This window comes from Paracoccus haematequi, assembly GCF_900631945.1.
Taxonomy (GTDB): Bacteria; Pseudomonadota; Alphaproteobacteria; order Rhodobacterales; family Rhodobacteraceae; genus Paracoccus; species Paracoccus haematequi_A.
The window spans coordinates 1-18,478 of sequence record NZ_UZWE01000040.1 but is presented as its reverse complement, the minus strand read 5'-3'; the positions used below and the strand labels follow the sequence as shown (position 1 = coordinate 18,478).

Annotated in this window: 19 protein-coding genes; 13 read left to right on the top strand and 6 right to left on the bottom strand. The window is 64.5% G+C overall.

What is annotated here, in order from left to right; all coding sequences use genetic code 11:
* The first annotated feature begins 9 nt into the window (after window positions 1-9).
* Window positions 10-627 (top strand): TetR family transcriptional regulator C-terminal domain-containing protein, encoded by a 618-nt coding sequence (locus PARHAE_RS14495; protein WP_126155297.1) that lies wholly within the window; start codon window positions 10-12, stop codon window positions 625-627.
* Here PARHAE_RS14495 and PARHAE_RS14490 read toward each other — a convergent pair.
* Entirely contained in the window at window positions 624-1,199 is a 576-nt protein-coding gene (locus PARHAE_RS14490; RefSeq protein ID WP_164555265.1) for a TetR/AcrR family transcriptional regulator, read from the bottom strand. The genes PARHAE_RS14495 and PARHAE_RS14490 overlap by 4 nt on opposite strands.
* Before the next feature lie 159 nt (window positions 1,200-1,358).
* Window positions 1,359-1,919, bottom strand: coding sequence for a peptidoglycan L,D-endopeptidase MepK (mepK, locus tag PARHAE_RS14485; RefSeq protein ID WP_126155295.1), 561 nt, complete (start codon window positions 1,917-1,919; stop codon window positions 1,359-1,361).
* A gap of 299 nt (window positions 1,920-2,218) precedes the next feature.
* Between mepK and PARHAE_RS14480 the strand changes: the two genes are divergently transcribed.
* From PARHAE_RS14480 to PARHAE_RS14465, 4 genes are read left to right on the top strand one after another with little or no spacing between them, the layout of a single operon-like run.
* The gene (locus tag PARHAE_RS14480; protein ID WP_126155294.1) at window positions 2,219-3,829 is read left to right on the top strand and encodes a L,D-transpeptidase family protein; all 1,611 of its coding nucleotides are present in this window, start codon (window positions 2,219-2,221) and stop codon (window positions 3,827-3,829) included.
* A 40-nt stretch (window positions 3,830-3,869) separates the two neighbouring features.
* On the top strand, window positions 3,870-4,970 hold the full coding sequence (locus PARHAE_RS14475; protein ID WP_126155293.1) for a UDP-3-O-(3-hydroxymyristoyl)glucosamine N-acyltransferase: 1,101 nt from the start codon (window positions 3,870-3,872) through the stop codon (window positions 4,968-4,970).
* A 12-nt stretch (window positions 4,971-4,982) separates the two neighbouring features.
* Window positions 4,983-5,249 carry an acyl carrier protein gene (locus tag PARHAE_RS14470; RefSeq protein WP_126155292.1) on the top strand — a complete coding sequence of 89 codons (267 nt, stop codon included), beginning with the start codon at window positions 4,983-4,985 and terminating at the stop codon, window positions 5,247-5,249.
* Between the two features lie 44 nt (window positions 5,250-5,293).
* On the top strand, window positions 5,294-6,502 hold the full coding sequence (locus tag PARHAE_RS14465; RefSeq protein ID WP_126155333.1) for a beta-ketoacyl-[acyl-carrier-protein] synthase family protein: 1,209 nt from the start codon (window positions 5,294-5,296) through the stop codon (window positions 6,500-6,502).
* 46 nt (window positions 6,503-6,548) lie between these two features.
* Here PARHAE_RS14465 and PARHAE_RS14460 read toward each other — a convergent pair whose 3' ends face one another.
* Window positions 6,549-7,334: an invasion associated locus B family protein gene (locus tag PARHAE_RS14460; RefSeq protein WP_126155291.1), complete on the bottom strand. Its 786-nt coding sequence runs from the start codon at window positions 7,332-7,334 to the stop codon at window positions 6,549-6,551.
* Between the two features lie 475 nt (window positions 7,335-7,809).
* Between PARHAE_RS14460 and PARHAE_RS14455 the strand changes: the two genes are divergently transcribed.
* Window positions 7,810-9,378 (top strand): helicase HerA-like domain-containing protein, encoded by a 1,569-nt coding sequence (locus PARHAE_RS14455; RefSeq protein WP_126155332.1) that lies wholly within the window; start codon window positions 7,810-7,812, stop codon window positions 9,376-9,378.
* On the opposite strand, the gene PARHAE_RS14450 is transcribed toward PARHAE_RS14455, so the two are convergent.
* Window positions 9,341-9,748: a DUF6477 family protein gene (locus PARHAE_RS14450; protein WP_206436968.1), complete on the bottom strand. Its 408-nt coding sequence runs from the start codon at window positions 9,746-9,748 to the stop codon at window positions 9,341-9,343. The two genes, PARHAE_RS14455 and PARHAE_RS14450, sit on opposite strands and share 38 nt — an antisense overlap.
* Window positions 9,749-9,965: 217 nt before the next feature.
* Between PARHAE_RS14450 and PARHAE_RS14445 the strand changes: the two genes are divergently transcribed.
* Entirely contained in the window at window positions 9,966-11,105 is a 1,140-nt protein-coding gene (locus PARHAE_RS14445; protein WP_241232827.1) for a DUF6456 domain-containing protein, read from the top strand.
* A gap of 91 nt (window positions 11,106-11,196) precedes the next feature.
* Here PARHAE_RS14445 and PARHAE_RS14440 read toward each other — a convergent pair whose 3' ends face one another.
* Window positions 11,197-12,681, bottom strand: coding sequence for a catalase (locus PARHAE_RS14440; RefSeq protein WP_126155290.1), 1,485 nt, complete (start codon window positions 12,679-12,681; stop codon window positions 11,197-11,199).
* Window positions 12,682-12,773: 92 nt separating this feature from the next.
* Here PARHAE_RS14440 and PARHAE_RS14435 point away from each other — a divergent pair, with 92 nt between their 5' ends.
* On the top strand, window positions 12,774-13,685 hold the full coding sequence (locus tag PARHAE_RS14435; protein WP_126155289.1) for a hydrogen peroxide-inducible genes activator: 912 nt from the start codon (window positions 12,774-12,776) through the stop codon (window positions 13,683-13,685).
* 45 nt (window positions 13,686-13,730) lie between these two features.
* Here the strand turns inward: PARHAE_RS14435 and PARHAE_RS14430 are convergent, their stop codons facing one another.
* Window positions 13,731-14,279, bottom strand: coding sequence for a peroxiredoxin (locus tag PARHAE_RS14430; protein ID WP_126155288.1), 549 nt, complete (start codon window positions 14,277-14,279; stop codon window positions 13,731-13,733).
* 171 nt (window positions 14,280-14,450) lie between these two features.
* Here PARHAE_RS14430 and PARHAE_RS14425 point away from each other — a divergent pair, with 171 nt between their 5' ends.
* The 5 genes from PARHAE_RS14425 to PARHAE_RS14405 all read left to right on the top strand — a co-directional run bounded on the left by PARHAE_RS14425 (window position 14,451) and on the right by PARHAE_RS14405 (window position 18,430).
* A complete protein-coding gene (locus PARHAE_RS14425; protein WP_126155287.1) occupies window positions 14,451-15,197 on the top strand; it encodes a TerC family protein in 747 nt (248 codons plus the stop codon).
* A gap of 282 nt (window positions 15,198-15,479) precedes the next feature.
* The gene (locus tag PARHAE_RS14420) at window positions 15,480-16,733 is read left to right on the top strand and encodes a tyrosine-type recombinase/integrase (protein WP_126155286.1); all 1,254 of its coding nucleotides are present in this window, start codon (window positions 15,480-15,482) and stop codon (window positions 16,731-16,733) included.
* Window positions 16,730-17,311, top strand: a complete 582-nt coding sequence (locus tag PARHAE_RS14415) for a hypothetical protein (protein WP_126155285.1) — start codon at window positions 16,730-16,732, stop codon at window positions 17,309-17,311. Before PARHAE_RS14420 ends, PARHAE_RS14415 begins: the two co-directional genes overlap by 4 nt.
* A 202-nt stretch (window positions 17,312-17,513) precedes the next feature.
* Window positions 17,514-17,714, top strand: coding sequence for a helix-turn-helix domain-containing protein (locus tag PARHAE_RS14410; RefSeq protein WP_241232826.1), 201 nt, complete (start codon window positions 17,514-17,516; stop codon window positions 17,712-17,714).
* Between the two features lie 374 nt (window positions 17,715-18,088).
* Window positions 18,089-18,430 (top strand): hypothetical protein, encoded by a 342-nt coding sequence (locus tag PARHAE_RS14405; RefSeq protein ID WP_126155284.1) that lies wholly within the window; start codon window positions 18,089-18,091, stop codon window positions 18,428-18,430.
* Window positions 18,431-18,478 lie beyond the last annotated feature (48 nt).

Sequence of the window (18,478 nt, the reverse complement as noted above, 5' to 3'; positions counted from 1 at the left end):
GGCCCCGGAATGGCAGACCAGTTGCAGCCGCCCCTGACCCGCATCCAGCAGAAGAACCGCGACCGGATCCTGAAGGGCGCCTTGTCGGTGTTCTCGACCAGCGGCTTTCGCGGCGCCACCATCGACCAGATCGCCGAGGCGGCAGGCCTGTCCAAGCCGAATGTCCTTTATTACTTCGCATCCAAGGACGACATTCACAAATCCCTGCTGACCACGCTTCTGGACATGTGGCTGGCGCCGATGATCCGCATCAACCCCGAGGGCGAGCCGTTGGAGGAGGTGATGGCCTATGTCCGCGCCAAGCTGGAGATGTCGCGCCGTTTTCCCCGCGAAAGCCGGCTGTTCGCCTATGAAATCCTGCAAGGCGCCCCCCACCTGACCGAGATCCTGGGCGGCGGCCTGCGCGACATCGTGGACCGCGCGGCGACGATCCTGCAAGGCTGGATGGATCAGGGGCGGCTTTCGCCTGTCGATCCGCATCACCTGATCTTCTCGATCTGGGCGCTGACCCAGCATTACGCGGATTTCGATGTGCAGGTGCGCGCCGTGCTTGGCCCCGGCCACGATCCATTTGTCGAGGCCGGACCATTCCTGGACAACCTCTACCGCACCATGCTGCACGTCTAGCCGGAAGCCTGTGTCAGCATCGCGGCGGCGGGCTGGATCAGCGCCAGGTTTTTGCGCGCGGTGCCGATGAAGTCGTCGACCGCCCCGATGGCCCAGTCCTTGGTGGCGGCATTGGTGGCGGCGACGATGGCGGCGGCCAGAATCTCGATCTGCGCGGGATTCGACTGGGGGCAGCGGCGGTGCAGAAGGTCGCGCATCTGCGCGCGCCGCGACAGAATGGTCGAATTGCGCAGCGCAGCCAGCTTGGGATCGGTCGTCGCCAAGACCAGGATGTGCGCCAGCAATTCCCGTTCGTCCAGGAAACGCTCCAGATGGGCGGTGATCAGCCGGTCCAGATCCTCGATCAGGGTGCCGCGCCCGGCCACGAACTGCTCGGAGGCCTCGGCCGGATAGTCGGGGGGCGGGCCCATCATGGCCGCCTCTTTATAGGGGTAATAGTTGAAGAAGGTCCGGGTGCTGATCCCGGCTTCCCTGGCGATCGCCTCGGTCGTGACGTTCGCAAGCCCGTCCCGCATGGCCAACTGGATCGCTGTCGCCTGGATCTTCTTGGCCGTTCTGTAGCGACGCGTCATATGCGGCATCATGCGACTTCCAATTGCGTTTATTGTAATGAAATGGTGTCAGAAGCGCGTCACCGCCGTCAAGGCGCGTGCCATGGGGCGGCCAGGCACGAAAAAACGCCGCGCGCAAAGGGCGAGCGGCGCTGCAAGAGCGGATCGGGCAAAGGCGCGTCAGGCGCCCCAGTTGCGGACGGGGCCGCAGTCCATGTGGACGAAGTTCGACCGGGAATACTTGCCGACGCCGCCGGCGCGGCAGGACAGCGCGGCATTGTACATCTGCCCGACCGAGCGCGATTTCAGCCGCAGGTCGGCAGCCTTGCCCACCATGTGCAGCGAATTGCGCGCAACCCCGCCGGAACTGCGGCGCAGCATCGCGTTGGTGCGGGGCGAACGATAGCCCGACAGCATCATGTACGGTTCGTTGGTTTGCAGCAGCCGGTGCGAGGCCGCGGCCACATCGACGGTGCGCGGGTCGATGCCGATCACTTCGCCCGTGCGCCAGTCGCGCATGAAGATGTTGATCTCGTTCAGCGCCTCTCGGATGTATTTTCCGTCGACCCAATAGACGGTGTCGAGGCTTTCGCCCGTGCGGCCCGAATACATGCGGACGCGGCGCATGTCGCCCGCGCCGCGCAGCAACCCGAAGGCGTTGCCCATCACGGGTGCTGCCGCCACGGTTGTAGCCGCGAACACACCCAGAATGCCGCGACGTGAAAGAAGGTCGAATGTCATGTCAGATCGCCTGTCCCGCTTCGTCTTTTTTCCGCCACATGTCCTGCGACGGCGCCAAGGTTATCCTCGGTTGACTAACAATATGTCAAAAGCCCGTGCGCTCAGAAACAGATTCCTGTCTTCTGTCGCACATTTTCAGGATATTGGGCGAATTCCTGCCGACGCGCGGCGACTGTGGCGGCACGGTCGCGACGCTGTGGCATGGCTGCAACCATCGGCCGGCGCCACCCGAGGACGGCCTTCATTTGCTGGCGAAAGCCGGGGCGAAATGCAAGAATCCTTGGGAATAGGGCAAAGGGATGTCGATGCGCGGCTGGGCGGTGATTGCGGCTACTCTGTTGATCTGCACCGGACAATCTGCGGTTGCACAACCGCAGGCGGGGCTGGCGCCTGCGGTGGGTGTTGCCGTTGCACCACGCCTGGATTTCAGCGCGCGGGACATGGAACTGGCCCAGGCTGCGGCGGCGGTGCCGGAACTGGCGTCGTTTTACGGATCGCACGGGCTGCGGCCGATCTTTCTGGGCGAAAGGGCGGGCGAATTGCGCGCCGCCCTGGTGCAGGCGACTGCCACGGCGCCGCAGCACGGCATCCCGGCAGGCCGATACCGCAGCGATTCGCTGGCCGCCGATGCCGCAGACGTGAGGGCCGAGATCGCGCAGGCGCGGGTGCTGGTCCGCTATATGCGCGACATGACCGGCGGCATGATCCGTCCTGGCTCGGTCGACCCCCTGATCAAGCGAGAGGTCAGGCGCCCGCCCATCGACCGGCTGATCCGCGATTTCATCCAGTCCCCGGATCCGGCGCGCTTCCTGCTGGACTTGCAGCCGCGCCACCCGGCCTATCTGGCGCTGCAACGTGGCTTGGGTGGCGACCAGGGGCTGGCCGTGCCCGCCCATCTGCCCCGCGCGCCTGTGGGCCTGTGGCGTCCGGGAATGCGCGATCCGGGGATCCTTCCCCTCCGCGCCCGGTTGCAATCCATCGGCTTCGACGCGCCCGCGACCGATCCGCAGCTTTATGACGCTCCGCTGGCCGATGCGGTCGCGCGGTTCCAGGCGGCGGCGGGCCTGCCGCCGGACGGCGTGGCGGGGCCGAAGACCATCGGCCATCTGAACGGCGACGTGCCGCAGGACGCCCGCAACCGCGCCATCGTCGTCGCCCTGGAACGGATGCGCTGGATGGGGTCCGAGGATCTGGACACCCGCCATGTCTGGGTGAACATCCCCGAATATACCGCCCGCATCATCGACGGCGGGGCCGAGGTGTTCCGCACCCGCGTCGTTGTGGGCAGCGCCGACCATGACCGGCAGACGCCCGAATTCTCGGATCAGATAGAATATGTGGTGGTCAATCCCCGCTGGAACGTGCCCCGGTCGATCACGGTCAAGGAATACCTGCCGAAATTGCAGGCCAACCGGAACGCCGTCTCGCATCTGGACGTGGTGGACGGCAACGGCAACGTGATCGCCCGCGACCGGATCGACTTCCGTCGTTATACGGCGGCGAATTTTCCCTATCGGATGCGGCAGAAACCCAGCGACGACAATGCCCTGGGGCTGGTCAAGTTCATCTTTCCGAACCCCTGGAACATCTATCTGCACGACACGCCGACCAAGCACCTGTTCGGAAACGCGATGCGTGCCCATTCCCACGGCTGCATCCGCATCGGCGATCCGTTCGACCTGGCCTATGCGCTGCTGTCCAGGCAGACCGACGATCCGCAGGCGATGTTCCATCGGTCCCTGGATCGCGGAAACGAGGCCTGGTTGAAGCTGACCCCGCCCGTTCCGGTGCATCTGGTCTATTTCACCGCCTTCCCCGACCAGGACGGCACCATCCGCCGGTTCGAGGATGTCTATGGCCGCGACGCCCCCTTGTGGGACGCGATCCAGAAGGCCGGGCTGGATTCATAGGCCCGAAAAGTCTAAGCCCCTTTCCGACAAGGGGGCGAACATGGCGATCACCATCGGGCAACTGGCGCAGGCACTGGACGCAACGGGCTGGGGCGACCTGGATCTGCCGGTGACGGGCGCGGCCGAACCGCAGGCCACGGGTCCGGTCGGACCCGAGGGCGGCGTGATCGCCATGGCGATGTCGCCGAAATACGCGGCGTCCCTGCAACCCGGCAGCATCGCCATCCTGGCCGAGGGCATGGATCCCGAGGCCCTGGGCCTCAAGGCGGCGATCTTCGCGCCGCGCCCGCGCCTGCTGATGGCGGGGCTGACGCGGGCCTTCGATCCCGGTCCCGACATCGCCCCCGGCATCCATCCCACCGCAGTGATCGACCAAAGCGCGCAGATCGGGGTCGGCGCCGCCATCGGTCCCTTCGCGGTCATCGGTCCCGATGTGCGGATCGGGTCGGGCGCGCGGATCGGGCCGCATGTGTCGATCGGTCGCGGATCGCGTCTGGGGGACGATGCGCTGATCCACGCGGGCGTGCGCATCGCCCATGGCGTCACCGCGGGCCACCGGCTGATCGTGCAGTCGAACGCCGCGATTGGCGGCGACGGCTTTTCCTTCGTCACCCCCGAGGAATCGGGCATCGAGGAAATCCGCCGCACCCTGGGCACGCGCAAGGGGATCAAGGAACAGCATTGGACGCGGATCCACTCGCTGGGCGGGGTCGAGATCGGCGACGATGTGGAAATCGGCGCCAACGCGACCATCGACCGGGGGACGATCCGCGCCACCCGCGTCGGCAACGGCACCAAGATCGACAACCTGGTGATGCTGGGCCACAACGTCTCGGTGGGTGACGACTGCCTGCTGTGTTCGCAGGTGGGCATCGCCGGATCGGCGCGGATCGGCAACCGCGTGGTGCTGGCGGGAAAGGTCGGCGTCAACGACAACATCGAGGTGGGCGACGACGTGATCGCGGGCGGCGCCAGCAGGATCTTCACCCGCGTTCCGGCGGGCCGCGTGGTGCTGGGCAACCCGGCGGTCAAGATGGAGACCCAGATGGAAATCCAGAAGGCCGTCCGGCGCCTGCCGCGATTCGCCGAACAACTGGCGCGGCTTCAGGAAACTGTTACACGATTGTTGGAAAAGGGCTGAGCAGGAGGCTTCATGACCGACCGGATCCAAGACCGCATCAAGGCCATCATCGCCGAACAGGCCATGCTGGAACCCGACCAGATCACCGACGAATCCACCCCCCAGGATCTGGGCATCGACAGCCTGGGGCTGGTGGAATCGATCTTCGCGATCGAGGAGGAATTCGACATCTCGATCCCCTTCAACGCCAATGAGCCGGACAAGTCGGATTTCGACATCTCGACCATGGGCACGATCATCGCCGCCGTCGAACGGCTGGTGGCGCAGAAGGCCGCATGAGTCCGAAGAAGAGGGGCAAGAAGGCGCCGGAGCGGCCGGACGGGCTGCGGCGGGTCGTCATCACCGGGGCGGGCACGATCAACGCGCTTGGCCATGACGTGACGACGACGCTGGCCGCATTCCGGGACGGGCGCTGCGGCATCGGCCCGCTTGATTTCCGCGACGTGGACCGGCTGTCGATCCAGATCGGCGCCCAGGTCCATCCCTGGCGCGCCGAGGATTACTTCAACCGCCAGCAAATCCTGCTCTACGACAAGTTCACCCAGTTCGCGCTGCTGGCCGCCAAGCAGGCGGTGGCCCAGGCGGGGCTGGATTTCCAGGGCGCGCTTGGGCTGCGGTCGGGCGTGGTGCTGGGCACGGCGGGCGGCGGGCTGAACACCTGGGACGAGAATTACCGCACCGTCTATGAGGAGGGGAAGAACCGCGTCCACCCCTTCGTGGTGCCGAAGCTGATGAACAACGCCGCCGCCAGCCATGTCAGCATGGAATACGGCTTGCGCGGCCCCGCCTTTACCGTGGCGACCGCCTGCGCCAGTTCCAACCACGCGATGGGCCTGGCCTTCCAGATGATCCGGTCGGGCGCGGCGCAGGTGATGCTGACCGGCGGGTCCGAGGCGATGCTGTGCTTTGGCGGCGTCAAGGCCTGGGAAGGGCTGCGCGTCATGTCCAAGGACGCCTGCCGCCCGTTTTCCGCCAACCGCAACGGCATGGTCCAGGGCGAGGGCGCGGGCGTCTTCGTCTTCGAGGATTACGACAACGCCCGCGCGCGCGGCGCCGACATCCTGGCCGAGGTGGTGGGCTTCGCCATGTCCTCGGACGCGCAGGACATCGTGATGCCTTCGGCCCAGGGGGCGGAACGCGCGATCACCGGCGCCTTGCAGGACGCCGGTCTGAACCCCGAGGATGTGGGCTATATCAACGCTCACGGCACCGGGACGGCGGCCAATGACAAGACCGAATGCGCGGCGGTGGCCCATGCCTTCGGCCATCACGCAGACCGGCTGATGATGTCGTCCACCAAGGCGATGCACGGCCATATCATCGGCGGCACGGGCGCGGTCGAACTGCTGGCCTGCATCATGGCGCTGCGCGACGGTGTGATCGCGCCGACCATCGGTTATCAGGAAGCCGATCCTGAATGCGCCCTGGACGTGGTTCCGAACGAGGCGCGGGATGCCCGCGTCGATGCGGTCCTGTCCAACGCCTTCGCCTTTGGCGGGCTGAACGCCGTGATCGCGCTGCGCCGGGTCTAGCAAGGAAAAACCGCGCCCGGATGGGGCGCGGTTCGCGATCTTCGGATCAGTTGGCCGGGGCTTCGGCGGCAGGCGGCGTGTCCGCTGCCGGGGCGGTGGCCGGGGCCGGCTGATCGGCATAGGCGGCCAAGGCGTCGAAGGCCGCGGTGAAGCCTGCCAGCGACAGCGTCAGCCGGACCGGGTTTTCGCGGTCGCCGCCGAACGGCAGCAGCGTCACCGTCGCGTTCGCGCCACGCTTCAGGGCGTCAAGCTCAGCCGCGGTGAAGCCCATGCGGGACACGCAGCCCACGGGGGCGCAGAAATTGAAGGGATAGCCGCGCGGCTCGGCCGTGCCCACCGCGAAACCCAGCCCTTGGATCAGGTCGGTTTCCAGCGGGGCGATCAGGGTCGCGCCTGCCGCGACCTCGCCGTTGCGCAGGGGGATCAGGGTCATCTCGGCGACCGAGTTGCCTTCGCCATCCTTGAGCAGCTGATACAGCTCGCACGGATCCTTGCCCTGTTCTGCCTTGATGCAGCGGGTCGTCCAATCCTGGTGGGTTTCCTTCGCGTAATATTGCCCGACCTGCGGCCCGGCATCGGCATCGGCGGCCGGGGCTGCGGCCGGGGAGTCGGACGCCGGGGCATCGGTCGTCGCCGCGTCGGCGGCGGGCTCCGGAGCCTCGGCCGCAGGGGCCTCGGATGCTGCCGGTGCGTCTGCTGCCGGGGTCTCGGCGGCAGGGGTCTCTGCGGCAGGGGCCGGGGTGGCGGCGGGGGCGGTGCTGTCCTGCGCGAAGGCCGGGGCCGCGATCAGGGCAAGCGCGGCCAGAACTGCCTGCGAGGGTTTGATTGGCATGGTTGTTTCGTCCCTTTGCTCAATGCGTTCGGCGGGACTAGCATGTCCGCTTGCGTTTGTCAGGCCGCATCGGAAAAACCCACATTCACCATGGCTTGACCCGGATCGCGCCCGGTGGCGGCATTCCTGTCATCCGGGTGACACAGGGCGCTGTCATGAGGGTGGGGGCGAAATTCAAAGGGTCGTGGCGCGAACCACGACCCTGACGCCTGACGGCGAACCTCTCCCTGCCGGACTGGCCGGTCATCATTGATCTGCACGCTAGTCGCGGCGCCGTGATCCGTCAACTGTCCAGTTGTCAGGCGCCGATCACAAAAAAAGCCGCGCCCGAAGGCGCGGCAGTTCAACAGGGAGGAAGGTTCGCGCATCGACGACCGTGATGCCGAACGATTCCCATACTGGCATGAAGGACTTAAGATTGTATTGTCGCGGCGAACGGCGCTTCGGCGCGGCGCGCAACAGGCGGGGGACAGGTATGGCGGGTGTGGTGGACGACCAGGCGAATACGGTATTCGTGGGCGGCGGCGGTCCCGGCCATGCCAGTGCGCAGTCCCTGCTGCTGAAATACGCCAACCGCCACGGCCTGATCGCGGGCGCGACCGGCACCGGCAAGACCGTGACCCTGCAAACGCTGGCCGAAAGCCTGTCTCTGGCAGGGGTTCCGGTGTTTCTGTCCGACGTAAAGGGCGATCTGGCGGGCCTGTCGCGACCGGGTGCCGCAGATGGGCCGTTGCACGGGCCGTTTTCGGAACGCGCCGCGCAGATCGGTCTGGACCTGGACTATCAGGCCTTTCCCGTCACCTTCTGGGATGTCTGGGGCCAGGCTGGCCATCCGGTCCGCACCACGCCCGCAGATATGGGCCCGCTGCTGCTGTCGCGCCTGATGGGCCTGACCGATGCGCAGGAAGGGGTGATGAACATCGCCTTTCGCGTGGCCGATGAACAGGGGCTGGCGCTGCTGGATCTGAAGGACTTGCAGGCGATGCTGGTCTGGGTGGGCCAGAACGCCGCAGACCTGTCCCTGAAATACGGCAATGTCAGCCCGGCCAGCGTCGGGGCGATCCAGCGGGCGCTGCTGGTGCTGGAAAACCAGGGCGGCGACCGGCTGTTCGGTGAACCGGCGCTGGAGCTGTCCGACATCATCCGGCAGGATGCGTCGGGCAAGGGGATGATCAACATCCTGGCCGCCGACCGGCTGATGCAGTCGCCGCGTCTGTATGCGACCTTTCTGCTGTGGCTGCTGTCCGAACTGTTCGAGCAGCTGCCCGAGGTCGGCGACCCCGACCGCCCCCGCATCGCGTTTTTCTTCGACGAGGCGCATCTGCTGTTCGACGACGCGCCCAAGGCGCTGATCGACAAGGTGGAACAGGTCGCGCGCCTGATCCGGTCCAAGGGCGTCAGCGTCTGGTTCATCAGCCAGAACCCGGCCGACATTCCCGACGCGGTGCTGGGCCAACTGGGCAACCGCATCCAGCACGCGTTGCGGGCCTTTACCGCCAAGGACCAGAAGGCGCTGCGGATGGCGGCCGAAAACTATCGCGCCAATCCCGATTTCGACACCGCCCAGGCGATCCAGCAGGTCGGCACGGGCGAGGCGGTCACATCGCTTCTGGAAGCCAAGGGCGTGCCGGGCATCGCGCAGCGCACGCTGATCCGTCCGCCCTTCAGCCGGATCGGCCCTGTCAACGACGCCGAACGGGCGCAGGTGATGGACGCCTCGCCCATGGCGCTGAAATACGGGCAGGCCCTGGACCGCGAATCCGCGCACGAGATCCTGGCGCGACGCGCGGCCGAGGCTGCGAAGGCCAGCGAGACCGACGCCCTGTTCGACATGACCCGCAGCGAATACCGCAACGCCAGGCGGTATCAGCCGCGCGCGGAGGCGGGCGAACAGGGCGAGGGCGGGCGTCCGGCGCGGGGCCGGGCATCCCGCAGCGATTCGATCGTGGAAACCTTCGGCAAAAGCCTGGCGCGGCAGCTTGGCACCAAGTCGGGCCAGGCCATCGTCAGGGGTGTGCTGGGATCGCTGTTCCGGGGGCGCTGATCGCGGCGCCAATCTGCGCCAGCATCGCCGCGCCGATTCGCGCGCCGGTCCTGACCGGGATCGGCGCGCTCGCCACCGCCGCGCGCATTTCGGCCAGGATGGCGATCATCAGCAGGATGTGACGGTGCATGTCGTAATCCGCCGCGCGTTGCAGCCGGGCATCGTTCAGCAGCGCCTCCTCGGCGCGCAGGCGGGGCAGGGCGGCGCCGAGGGCCGGGGTGTGATCCAGGCGCAGCAGGCGCTTCAGGTCGCGGTCCCGGCGCCAGCCCGACTGCCCCTCGCGCGCGGCCCGGATCAGGATGCGCGGCCGGCGCAGCGGCTCGGCCGCGATGTGGGGACGGAAGGCGATCACGTTCGGCATGTAGCTCATTTTGAACTGTCCCATTCAGGTTGGTGGGACCACCTTCACACAACCTTAACGGGTGTTGCTTCCCCGTTTGTCGCACCGTGCGCTGAGGCAACGTATCTTTAGGGTTTGTTAGCGAATGTTGCGGCTAGCTGCTGATATCAGCCGTTCATTAACCACGTTTAACGCAACCCAAGGTAGTTAGTTCGCCTCTGCTGCCGAGGATGACAAGGGACCAGACATGACGCTTTTGACCGGTGATTTCGCCATCGACCGCCTTCCCGCGGAGCACCGTTCCCTGACCCAGGCCCTGGGCAAGCCTGCCGACGATCTGCCAGACGACGCCCGCCTGTATCTTCGCCATGTCGAAGAAGGCCAGTCGATCCGCGCCCTGGCGCGGTCCGAAGGGTGTCACGCCTCGACCATCCTGCGCCGCATCCGCCGGTTCGAGGCGCGGCGCGACGACCCGCTGGTCGACGGCGCCCTGACCGAGGTCGCGGATCGCCCCCGGCAACTGGACGAACGCCAGGTTCTGCGCGTCCTGCGCCGGTTGGCCGAACCGGGCGCCGTTCTGGTGACGGCCGAGGGCATGGACAAGGCCATCGTCAGCCGCGACGACATCAGGACCGCCGTCCTGGACCGTTGGGTAGCCGAGGTGATGGCGCTTCGCGGCTGGGTCGTGCCGTCGGCCACGCCGGGCAGGGTCCAGCGTTACGCCATCGCCCCGGCCGGGCGCGATGCCCTGCGCGGGATGCTGCGGTCCCCCCGGCAGCGCAAGGCGGTGCCCGGTCCCGGCGATTTCACCGACGCCAGCCCGGTCGCCCATGACAACGGCCCCGGCATGGCCGAGGCCTCCGCCGGCTTCGATCATGCCGACCGCCACCGGGTCTGGGAAAAGCGCGTCATCGAAGACCCCGAGGACGGCCGCCGCCGCCGCACCCGCGTCAACATCGCCGAAAGCCCGCTGCTGCTGCTGGCCCGGCGCCGCGACGGCGCGGGCAAGCCCTTCCTGTCGCCCGGTCTGGTCGCGGCAGGCGAACGGCTGCGCGAGGATTTTGAACTGGCCCAGATGGGTCCGCGCGTCACCCAGAACTGGACGGGGTTCATGACCTCGGGCATCGATGTCAGCCGCAGCGGGGGCGGCTATCGGGGCGGGTCCGAATCCGCGCGGGACCGGGTGGCCATGGCGCTGCGCGACCTTGGCCCCGGCATGGGCGATATCGTGCTGCGCGTCTGCTGCTTCCTGGAGGGGATCGAACTTACCGAACGCCGCCTGGGCTGGTCGGCCCGGTCGGGCAAGATCGTGCTGCGTCTGGCCCTTATGCGCCTGGAGCGCCATTATCAGGAGACCTACGGCAGCGGCTCCCGCCTGATCGGCTAGGGTAATCGTGAAAAAAGGGGCGCCAGGCACCCCTTTTTCCAAACCGAAACTCGTCAATCTTCACGAAACAGTCACTCGTTATGCAAGGCCGTCATTCCGCGGCGACTGCCTTGGCGGCCTTTTCTGCCCGTGCGGCGCGGATACCCGCGCCATAGGCCGGGCTGATGCAGTCGAAATGGACCAGCGCGCGTTCGATCACATCCTCGTCCGCGCCTTCCATGGCAGCGGCGATGTTCTTGTACAGCCGCCCGCGTTCCTCATCGTTCAGCACCCGGTCATGCAGCGCGCGGGGCTGTTCGTAATCGTCGATCAACTGGCGATGCGGCTGGCGCGCGGCCACGCCGGACAGGCGCAGCGGCGGTTCGGCAAAGGACGGATCCTCGACCGCGCCGCCCCGGCTGTTCGGCTCGTAATAGGCGTCCGTGCTGCCCGTCACCTGCCCGAAGAAATTCATCTGCCCGTCCTTGTGATAGTGATGGACTGGGCATTTCGGCGCGTTCACCGGCAGGTGTTCGTAATGCGTCCCCAGCCGATAGCGATGCGCGTCGGCATAGCTGAAGACGCGGGCCTGCAACATCTTGTCGGGGCTATAGCCGATGCCGCGCACCTTGTTCGACGGGCTGAAGGCCGCCTGTTCGATCTGCGCGAAATAGTTGTCGGCGTTCCGGTTCAGCTCGAACTCGCCCACCTCGATCAGCGGATAGTCCGCGTGCGGCCAGACCTTGGTGAGGTCGAAGGGATCATAGGGGGTCTTTTCCGCATCAAGCTCGGGCATGATCTGGACATACATCGTCCAGCGGGGGAATTCGCCCCGCTCGATCTTGCCGAACAGCGCCTCTTGATAGCCTTCGCGGGTGTGGCCGATGATCTCGGCCGCCTGGCCGTTGGTATAGAAGCGGTGGCCCTGCCGGGTCTTGAAGTGGAACTTGACCCAGAAGCGTTCGCCGTCCTTGTTCCAGAAGGAGTAAGTGTGGCTGCCGAAACCGTCCATGAAGGTCGGATCCTGCGGCAGGCCCCGATCCGACATCAGGATCGTCACCTGGTGCAGCGATTCGGGCACCTGGCCCCAGAAATCCCACATCGCCGTCGGGCTGCGCAGGTTGGTGCGGGGATGGCGTTTCTGGGTGTGGATGAAGTCGGGGAACTTCAGCGGGTCGCGCACGAAGAACACGGGCGTGTTGTTGCCGACCAGATCCCAGTTGCCTTCATCGGTATAGAATTTCAGCGCGAACCCACGCACGTCGCGTTCATGATCCGCGGCGCCCATTTCTCCGGCCACGGTGGAAAACCGCGCCAGCATCGGGGTGGTCTTGCCGACCGCGCCGAAGATCGAGGCGCAGCTATACTGCGTGATGTCCTGCGTCACGGTGAAGGTGCCGAAGGCGCCCCAGCCCTTGGCGTGCACTACACGTTCGGGGATCCGTTCGCGGTTCTGATGCGCCAGCTTTTCCAGAAGCTGATAGTCCTGCATCAGCACCGGGCCGCGATCGCCCGCGGTCTCGCTGTGCTGGTTCGAGGCGATTGGCGCGCCCGCCGTCGTGGTCATCCGGGGGGGGCGGGGGGTGTCCTGGCTCATGTCCCAACTCCTTGATGTGGCTTGCTTGTGTCTGACATGGCCAGAAGATAATTAGAAATCGGATAATTCGATTGAGGCGATAAGGTATTCTGATGAACATCACCCTGCGCCAGCTGCGCTATTTCCTGGCCCTGGCGCGAGAAGCCCATTTCACCCGCGCCGCCGAGGCGATGCATGTCACCCAACCCGCCCTGTCGATGCAGATCCGCGCGCTGGAGGAGGAGGTCGGCAGCCCCCTTGTCGAACGCACGCCGTCGGGCGTGGTGCTGACTCCGCAGGGGCGCGCCCTGGAAAGCCATGCCCGTCAGGTCATGGCGGCAATGGCCGGGCTGGAACAGGCGATGCGCCAGCCGGGGCAGGGCGGGCGGCTGATGCTGGGCATGATCCCGACCGTCGCGCCCTATCTGCTGCCGCAGGCTTTGCCGATCCTGCGCGCCCGCGACCTCAGCCGCGACCTGCATCTGAGAGAGGCGCAGACCGACCGGCTGGTCGAGGAACTGGCCCAAGGCCGGCTGGACGTGGCGGTGGTGGCGACCCCGCCCGAATCCGACGACCTGCTGGCCGTGCCGCTGTTCACCGACCATTTCCTGCTGGCCGGCAGCCAGGACCGCATCGCCCGCCTGGGCCGGTCGCGACCCGAGCCGCGCGACCTGGATCCCGGCCAGTTGCTGCTGCTGGACGAAGGGCATTGCCTGGGCGACCAAGCGCTTGAGGTCTGCGGTCTGCACCGCCGCAGCGCCCGGCTGGATCTGGGCGCGGCGTCGCTGTCCACCCTGTGCAGGCTGGCGGCGCAGGGCATGGGCCTGACATTCCTGCCGCAACTTGCCGTCCGTCAGGAATGCGCGGCCGCGCCCGGCCTGGCGGTCGTGCCCTTTCCCGATCCGCAGCCGTGCCGCGAAATCCTGCTGCTGCGCCGCGCCTCGACCCCGGCGGGGGGGTGGTTCGACGAACTGGCGGGCGTGCTGACCGAGACGGGCGAGAGGGTGATGGCAGAAGGGTGCTAAGCGCCGCCGTAAAAAAGGCCGCCCTTTCGGACGGCCTTCAAGGAGTCACGCCTCTTGGGCGACTTTCGCGGTCTGCAACCACTCCAGCACCGATTCCGGCGAGGTGGCGCCATAGGGATCTTCGGGGCAGTCGTCGCAGCGGCCGGGTTCCTCGAACCAGGCTTCGATCACCCCGTCGTTGACGACGGCGGCATAGCGCCAGGACCGCGCGCCGAAGCCCAGGTTGTCCTTGCGCACCAGCATCCCGACCTTGTCGGTGAATTCTCCCGATCCGTCCGGGATGACGGTCACGTTCTTCAGATTCTGCGCCTTGGCCCACTGGTTCATGACGAAGCTGTCGTTGACCGACAGGCAATAGATCGCGTCGATGCCCAGGGCCTGCATCTGCCCGAAGGCCTTTTCGAAGCCCGGCAGCTGATAGGTCGAGCAGGTCGGCGTGAAGGCGCCCGGCAGCGAGAACAGCACCACGCGCTTGCCCGCGAAATAGTCGTCGGTCGTCATGTCCTGCCAGCGGAACGGGTTCGGACCACCGACGGATTCGTCGCGCACGCGGGTGCGGAAGGTCACGAGGGGCAGCTTGTCTCCGGCTTTCATGTTCAGCTCCTGTCATCTTGGGCGCGGGGTCGGTCCGGCGCCCTGCTTCCTCCCCCTGTCCGGCAAACTATCGCCGCAGCGCGGCAAAGGCAACGCCGCATGGCAGCATCATTGGAACCGAATCCGTCCTTTCAGCCTTGCTAAGCGACGCCATCTCATCAGGAATCTGCCATGCAGGACATTGCCGCCCTTATCCAGCAGCCCGAAGCCTGGATCGCGCTTGCGACCCTTATGGTGATGGAGATCGTGCTGGGCATCGACAACCTGCTGTTCATCTCGATCCTGTCGAACAAGCTGCCCGAGGGGCAGCGCGAACGCGCCCGCAAGATCGGCATCGGGCTGGCCCTGATCCTGCGTCTGGCTCTGCTGGCGACGGTCGCCTGGATCGTGCAGCTGACTCAGCCGGTCGCCACCATTCTGGGCAACGAGTTTTCGTGGAAGGACATCATCCTGATCGCCGGGGGCCTGTTCCTGGTCTGGAAGGCGACCAAGGAAATTCACCACCACGTCGATCCCTCGGACCACGAGGACACGATGGTCGGCGCCGCAAGCGTCACCTTCGGCGGCGTCATCGCGCAGATTCTGATGCTGGATCTGGTGTTTTCGATCGACAGCATCATCACCGCCGTCGGCATGACGCCGCATGTCGAGATCATGGTGGTGGCCGTCGTGACCGCCGTCGCCGTGATGCTGCTGGCCGCCAATCCGCTGGCGACCTTCATCGGCCAGAACCCCACCATCGTGATCCTGGCGCTGTCCTTCCTGCTGCTGATCGGCACGACGCTGATCGCCGAGGGCTTCGGGGTCGACGTGCCCAAAGGCTATATCTATGCCGCGATGGCGTTCTCGGCCCTGGTCGAGGGGCTGAACATGTGGGCACGAAACGCGCGGCTGCGCAGGGAAAACGCGGCGCGTTGAGACGCGTCGGGATGGAAGCCGCAAAAGATGGGGCCGCGAAAGCGGCCCTTGTCATGTGGAAGGGAAAGGCTGGTACCCGAGGTCGGACTCGAACCGACATGCCTTGCGGCGGCGGATTTTGAATCCGGTGAATGCCAGTTTTAACAACCCCGCAAGAGTCTGCGTAGCCAATAAACCCATTGCAATTGCTGGTGTTCTGAGCCCTTTTAATCCGCTGTAAGCCAGAGAGAAGCCGAACTCCCTTGTCTACATTCTGGCTACACGACAGCGGGGAAGCGGAAAATGGACCTGACGAAGAAAGCGATTGATGCCTTGCCGTACCCTGGTACCGGACAGGCTTTCTACTGGTTTGACAGCCCCAAGGGCTTTGGGCTGCGCGTCACACCCACAGCGAAAACCTTCATCTATGAGGGCCGGGTACGTGGCACGAACGCCAAGCGGCGGGTCAGCCTAGGTGCGGTTGACCGGTACTCGGACCTGAAGAAAGCCCGCGCAGATGCAACCAAGGTATCTGGCAAGATGAATGACGGCATCGATCCGAGTGCCGAGAAGGTCCGCCAGAAGGCTGAAGCGATTACACTGCAAGAGGCGATGACGCGCTACATCGACGCGCCGAAGAAAAAGGGTGCGGGCTACGGATCCGGCATCAAGACGAAGAAAGCCCGAACGAAGCGCGACATTGAAACCGTGATGAACCGGCACTTTTCCGACTGGATGAAAAAGCCCGCAGCCGGGATCACTGGCGAAATGGTGGCAAAGCGCCAACGTGAGATTGCCGAAACTGCACCAACGCAAGCGAACCTTGCGATGCGCTACCTGCGCGCGACGCTGAACCATGTGAACCCGCGAAATGCGCCGATCTTCAGTGTGAATCCTGTTGAGAAGTTGCGAGAGGATGGCCTTTGGGCTGACACGAAGCGCAAGACGGGACGGATCAAGCGCGACAGTTTGCCCGAATGGGTTCAGGCAGTCGAAACGGGCTTGGTTGGTTTGAAGTACGAACATGAACATCGGGACGCACTTCTGTTCTTGTTATTGACCGGCGCGCGCTTGGCTGAAGTATTTGGCAATGAGAAGGATGGCTATCCACCCTTGCGTTGGCGCGATGTGGATTTCAACGCTCGGACCATTACGTTTCGAGATACCAAGAACCGTACCGATCATGAACTGCCGATGGGTGAACGGTTGACCGAGATCCTGAACGCACGGAAAGAAGTTGCGGGCAAGGAATTCGTATTCAGCCGGTCGAACGGTGAGATTGTGACGGACGATCTACGCAGCGCATTCGCCCGTATCGAAAAGGTAACCGGCATCCGGGCAACGGCGCATGACTTGCGCAGAACGTTCGCCAGCGTAGCCGAAAGCCAGGACATATCGATTTTTAAGCTGAAACGGCTGTTGAACCATATTAGCGGCGACAAGAACGATGTGACGGTTGGCTACGTTGGCGATATTTCAACGGACGATCTGCGAGAACCCATGCAGCGAATTGAAGACTTCATGCTGCGTCCCGTTGTGGCGGAACAAGCAGCGTGAATGCGTCCTATGACAGTGCGTTCGGTGATGCCGTGCGGAGGGCTGCAACCGGCTTGCGCACCGCAGCGGGTATTGACCCCGAGATAGCCGCCGCACCCTTGGCGGCTATCCTTCGCAGCGGCCGTGCGCTTGACCTGGACGGGCTGGAACTGTTGGCGCGGCTGGTGACAGGCAATCTGCGCAAGGTGCGCCAGCCGGTCGGGGAAACTATCATGGCCCATGCGGTACGCCGCGCAGGGACCGCATGGCGGCACGGCAAGCGGGATGACCCCGCTATCACCGGCGCGGCACTCGCAGCGGCCCTACGCGGGGATCCTGCGCGCCTTGGACCGGGGGAACGCGCCTTGCTGGCCGATCTGGTGACAGGCGAGTGGCGGCGGGGCGAGAACCGGCCAAGCAAAGGGGCAGGGAACAGGCATGTTGCGGCGGTCGTTGAGGCGTTTCGAAATAGAGTTTCAATCGGAACAGCCCGAAAAGTAGCATTGGCAGATACTGCTAACCAATTCTCATTAACTGAACGAACGGTTGAAACATATCTCGCCATGACCGCCGAACAAGAGCGGGCGTCGGATTTGTGATCCGCTGATCTAACTGCGGAAATCTTCGTTTAATCAAAGCCGAAAAAGGTATATGGCGAAGTAGCCTGCGTTGCTGTAGCCAGATTGTAGCCCAAACCAGAAATTCTGACCCCTTTTCTTCATTGCGAACCATCTAGCCAATTATCCTGCATAAGCCCTATGTGTCATTCAAGAGCCAAGCCTAGACACAAGGACATATCCCATGCAGCAAACCATTCCACTTCCCGCTTTGATGAAGCCTGAACAGGCGGCTGAATATCTAGGTGTTAGCCCGCAGAAGCTAGAACGAGATCGCTACTGCGAAAAGCGAATTCCATACGTAAAAATGGGACGGCATGTGCGCTATCGTGCAACCGATTTGATTGCATACGTGAACGGAAACGTTGTGAATGGTGATGGGTAATTAATAAGCCGCCCCGATCTAATTGGATCGGGGCGGCTTCGTTTTTTGGAATTCGATCCCCCGGCCAACCCCTTGGCCCAAGGTATCTATAAGATGGGGCGGTGCGAATAAAATAGCAAGGGGTATATTGACGGGGCGTGGGGATCGATCCTAATATGGGCATACCGTTTGTGCGTTTGAGAAAGCCGAGGCGGGCGCTACTTACCCTTTATTAAAGGGTCTGCCGCCCGGCGCTTCCCAAAAACATAGCGGTCGCGGGTTGAATAGGTGGATGCCGTTTGACGCAACCCGAACTGTGCGGGTGGATGCCCTAGAACAGCATCGCGAGAGGTTAGCGCCTCTTTTCATCAAACCGCACAATTGGAATCTTCCAAATGGACAATGGTACTAAAGCGCCCACTTTGGGCGAACAGCCGAATTGCGACTTCCAACAAGCACAGGCGTGGTATGATACCCTTGGCGGTGGCGTCTTCAATTGGCGTTTCATCCACGACAAAGACAAGGCAACACCAGCGATCAAGCGTCGGGGAACGCTTGCCGATATTTTCCAAGAAGCGAACCATTGGAACGCGGCGGGATACGGCATCTTTGCGACCGTCAACGAAATGGACGGCACGGGATACGATGCGAACGGCCGGCCGATCCAAGGGCAATCAGGCGACACGCTAGGGTCTGTGGGGATTCATCGTGAGTTGATAACGGCGGCAGCGAGGTAGATCATTGCTTCAAAGCTCCGGTCGGTCTTGCAAGCACGCATGGCGATG

Coding starts and splice junctions, on each gene's coding strand:
- PARHAE_RS14495 (WP_126155297.1), top strand. CDS start 10: ATGGCAGACCAGTTGCAGCCGCCCCTGACCCGCATCCAGCAGAAGAAC.
- PARHAE_RS14450 (WP_206436968.1), bottom strand. CDS start 9,748: ATGAGCTACATGCCGAACGTGATCGCCTTCCGTCCCCACATCGCGGCC.
- PARHAE_RS14470 (WP_126155292.1), top strand. CDS start 4,983: ATGACCGACCGGATCCAAGACCGCATCAAGGCCATCATCGCCGAACAG.
- PARHAE_RS14475 (WP_126155293.1), top strand. CDS start 3,870: ATGGCGATCACCATCGGGCAACTGGCGCAGGCACTGGACGCAACGGGC.
- PARHAE_RS14435 (WP_126155289.1), top strand. CDS start 12,774: ATGAACATCACCCTGCGCCAGCTGCGCTATTTCCTGGCCCTGGCGCGA.
- PARHAE_RS14460 (WP_126155291.1), bottom strand. CDS start 7,334: ATGCCAATCAAACCCTCGCAGGCAGTTCTGGCCGCGCTTGCCCTGATC.
- PARHAE_RS14440 (WP_126155290.1), bottom strand. CDS start 12,681: ATGAGCCAGGACACCCCCCGCCCCCCCCGGATGACCACGACGGCGGGC.
- PARHAE_RS14430 (WP_126155288.1), bottom strand. CDS start 14,279: ATGAAAGCCGGAGACAAGCTGCCCCTCGTGACCTTCCGCACCCGCGTG.
- PARHAE_RS14480 (WP_126155294.1), top strand. CDS start 2,219: ATGTCGATGCGCGGCTGGGCGGTGATTGCGGCTACTCTGTTGATCTGC.
- PARHAE_RS14445 (WP_241232827.1), top strand. CDS start 9,966: ATGACGCTTTTGACCGGTGATTTCGCCATCGACCGCCTTCCCGCGGAG.
- PARHAE_RS14410 (WP_241232826.1), top strand. CDS start 17,514: ATGCAGCAAACCATTCCACTTCCCGCTTTGATGAAGCCTGAACAGGCG.
- PARHAE_RS14420 (WP_126155286.1), top strand. CDS start 15,480: ATGGACCTGACGAAGAAAGCGATTGATGCCTTGCCGTACCCTGGTACC.
- PARHAE_RS14425 (WP_126155287.1), top strand. CDS start 14,451: ATGCAGGACATTGCCGCCCTTATCCAGCAGCCCGAAGCCTGGATCGCG.
- mepK (WP_126155295.1), bottom strand. CDS start 1,919: ATGACATTCGACCTTCTTTCACGTCGCGGCATTCTGGGTGTGTTCGCG.
- PARHAE_RS14455 (WP_126155332.1), top strand. CDS start 7,810: ATGGCGGGTGTGGTGGACGACCAGGCGAATACGGTATTCGTGGGCGGC.
- PARHAE_RS14490 (WP_164555265.1), bottom strand. CDS start 1,199: ATGACGCGTCGCTACAGAACGGCCAAGAAGATCCAGGCGACAGCGATC.
- PARHAE_RS14405 (WP_126155284.1), top strand. CDS start 18,089: ATGGACAATGGTACTAAAGCGCCCACTTTGGGCGAACAGCCGAATTGC.